3 protein-coding genes are annotated in these 3,624 nt (G+C 44.1%); all 3 read left to right on the top strand.

Annotation, left to right across the window (positions count from 1 at the left end):
- Positions 1-1,327 (top strand): fatty acyl-AMP ligase (locus F6K57_RS39745; RefSeq protein WP_293074299.1); only part of this gene is annotated, 1,327 nt, incomplete at its 5' end.
- Positions 1,328-1,562: 235 nt separating this feature from the next.
- Positions 1,563-2,846, top strand: a complete 1,284-nt coding sequence (gene iscB, locus F6K57_RS39740) for an RNA-guided endonuclease IscB (protein ID WP_293074302.1) — start codon at positions 1,563-1,565, stop codon at positions 2,844-2,846.
- Between the two features lie 426 nt (positions 2,847-3,272).
- Positions 3,273-3,624 (top strand): acyl carrier protein (locus F6K57_RS39735; RefSeq protein ID WP_293074296.1); only part of this gene is annotated, 352 nt, incomplete at its 3' end.

Below are 3,624 nucleotides of genomic sequence, written 5' to 3'. Positions count from 1 at the left end.
TCCAGCTCTGGGGAGGCTGCACCTGCTTGCTACCAATAAATGCGTACGCGACCAAGGGTTGGACTGGTCTGAACCAACCCTAGACAGCAGTAGCCTGGCCTTTCTCCAGTACACCTCCGGTTCTACCGGGACACCGAAAGGAGTAATGGTAAGTCACGGTAATCTGCTACACAATGAGCGGATGGTTAAGCAAGCCTTCGGACATAGCGAACAAACCATTTTTGTTGGTTGGCTGCCTCTATTCCATGATATGGGGCTAATTGGCAACGTGCTTCAGCCCTTATATTTGGGGATCCCCTGTATTCTCCTCTCACCCCTGGCATTTCTGCAGACGCCTATACGTTGGTTAAAAGCGATTTCCCGATACAAAGCTACCACTAGTGGTGGCCCTAATTTTGCTTACGATCTGTGCATTCGCAAGGTGAAGCCAGAGCAGTTGGCTACTCTAGATCTGAGCAGCTGGGATGTGGCTTTTACAGGAGCGGAACCAGTCCGTGCCGAGACCCTAGAGCAGTTTGCTGCTAAATTTGGCCCCTGTGGCTTCCGAAAAGAGGCGTTTTACCCCTGCTATGGCATGGCAGAAGCCACGTTATTTGTGTCTGGGGGGTTGAAAACAGAGCAACCAGTTATCTGTTCGCTTGATGGGAAAGCACTAGAACAAAATAAAGTAATACCCGTCTGTAGCGAGGTTACAGGTCTCCGTAAGGTTGTAGGTTGTGGCCAGTCATGGTTAGACCAAAAAATTGCCATCGTTGACCCTGAATCCTTAAAGCTATGCGCTGATAACCAAGTAGGAGAAATTTGGGTGTCCGGTGCCAGTGTAGCTGGTGGCTATTGGCAGAAACCAAAGGAAACAAAACAGACGTTTCATGGCTACATAGCAGATACAGGAAAAGGTCCATTTATGCGGACTGGAGACCTAGGATTTGTAAACAATGGAGAACTATTTGTTACAGGTCGCCTCAAGGATGTTATTATCATTCGCGGTCGCAATCATTATCCCCAAGATATTGAACTGACGGTGGAGCGGAGTCATCTTGCTTTACGACCAGCTTCAGGAGCAGCTTTTGTAATGGAGGTCAACGGTGAACAGCGACTAGTCATTGTTCAGGAAGTAGAGCGGACTTACCTACGAAAGTTAGACACACAGGAGGTAGTCAGACATATTCGTCGGGCAGTAGCATCTGACCACGAACTGCAGGTTCATGATGTAGCACTGTTAAAACCTGGGAGTATCCCTAAGACTTCCAGTGGCAAGATTCAGCGTCATCGTTGTCGAGCTAATTTTCTCAGTCAACAACTCACCGCTAAGTCCTTCAGACTATAGCGGGAGCTTGTAAAAAGCTCATAGTTGACCAGACTAAGCTCTAAGCGAGCTACGTTATCTAGCTCATGACACCTACAAATGCGTGCCAGTTTGTAGCAACTGTCGTACAGCTTTAAACAGGTGTAGCGAGTTAAGCCAGTGAGCTGTACCGAACAAAGCTAGATAACATTGTCGTTCGCGCAAGCGTGTGCTTTGCACAGGCAAACTTTACCCACATTGTGGAGTGTTCAAAGTAATGCGAGTTTTCGTTCTAGATCAAAATAAGAAACCACTGGATCCATGCCACCCGGCACGAGCAAGAGAGCTATTGAACATGGGAAGGGCTAAAGTATTTAAACGGTACCCATTTACAATTGTATTAAAAGACAGGATTTTAGAAAAATCTGTCACTCATTCACATCGTTTAAAGATAGACCCTGGTAGTAAAACAAGCGGGATGGCTATTGTTCAAGAAGAAACAGGACGTGTCACAAGCGCCTTAGAAATATCTCACAGGGGACAACAGATTAAGAATTCTCTAGACTCTCGCAGGGCATTAAGGAGAGGTAGACGCAACCGTAAGACTCGATATCGCAAACCTCGTTTTTTGAACAGAACTGGTAGACAAGGATGGTTACCCCCATCTCTTGAAAGCCGAATTAACAATATTGAGACTTGGGTGAAACGAATTAGAAAAGTCTGTCCGATTAGCGCTATTTCTAAAGAGTTAGTCAGGTTTGATTTGCAGCAAATGCCAAACCCTGAAATTAGCGAGGTTGAATATCAACGCGGTGAGTTATTCGGCTTTGAGGTCAAGGAATACTTGCTTGCCAAATGGGGAAGAAAATGTGTCTACTGCAACGCTGAAAACACCCCATTGGAAATAGAACACATTGTCCCCAAATCAAAAGGAGGTTCTAACAGAGTAAGCAATCTCACCTTAGCTTGTAGACCTTGTAATCAGAAAAAAGGTAACAAATATGTAGAAGATTTTTTAAGTAAAAAGCCTGAACTATTGAAGAAAATTAAGGGGAAAACCAAGACTTCACTTAAAGACGCGACTGCGGTTAATACTACCCGATGGGAATTGTATAGAAGACTTCAAGAAACCGGGTTACCTGTAGAAGTAGGTTCTGGGGGACTGACCAAATTTAACCGTAAGGTCAGAATGATTGAAAAACACCATTGGACTGATGCTTCTTGTGTTGGTAAATCAACACCTGAGCGGCTACTTATCAGGGGAATAAAACCGCTGTTAATTGCAGCTAAAGGACACGGAACTAGGCAGCGTTGTCGTCCTAACAAATATGGGTTTCCGAAAGCTCACGCTCCAAAAGCTAAGTTTTTTCAGGGTTTTCAAACAGGTGATATTGTTAAAGCTGATGTCATCAAAGGTAAGTTTGCTGGTCAATATGTCGGACGTATTGCAATTCGCTTTAGACCTAGCTTTACCCTTCAACTACCAACTCAAAAATTTGACGTACATCCCAAATACTTGAAAACTATTCACAAGGCTGACGGCTATGAATATCAATCTTGAAAATAAGGATACCCTATCGGGTAGTTTACTTGTTGGCGGCAATTCCCCTCCCGCTAACCCGTGCCGGGTATAACGGGAGTCCCCTTGCCGCATCTCAGATGGAACTTTGGATGTATTAAATTCAGCAGAATCTGAGAAAGACCTATGTCGATGCATTTAGATCCCACAACACCAGTAGAATCGATGGCGGATTCCACGCAGAAACCGAAGCCAAAAATAACGATTAAGAGTGATGGGATTGGGGTTGGCAATTGTTATTGCTTCTCAGTATTAACTTAGCTTACTGTTAAATCCGCACTAGTGAATTGGCTGACTTGGTCTGGGAGGTTAAAGTTCCAACAACAGGAATGATAGAAGCTAAGGCTATCTCCCAAAATTGAACATTTGATGTAAATTGTAGCAATAATTATCGAGGATTTTTAAACAATGGAAACTCAAAATCTAGAAGTTGCCGAGATGCCAATAATAGATTCAGTAAGTAATACTTCAGTAAGTAGCACTGACAATGGTCACATAGCTCCTCCTCAAGAACCTATAACTGCAGCAACAATTCAAGCTTGGTTAGTATCCTATCTGGCTGAAATGTTAGAAATCGAACCCGATGAGGTGGATATTACCTTAGACTTTAATGACTATGGTTTGGATTCAAGTGCAGCTGTTGGAATCACGGGGGACTTAGAGGAATGGTTAAAGCAGGAACTCGCTCCTACCCTTCTTTACGATTACCCAAGTGTTGAATCTCTGGCGCAGCATTTAGGCAATGAACTCAAAGGAGAGG

This window comes from Moorena sp. SIO4A5, assembly GCF_010672005.1.
Lineage (GTDB): Bacteria > Cyanobacteriota > Cyanobacteriia > Cyanobacteriales > Coleofasciculaceae > Moorena.
This window is presented reverse-complemented; position numbering and strand designations above follow the sequence as displayed.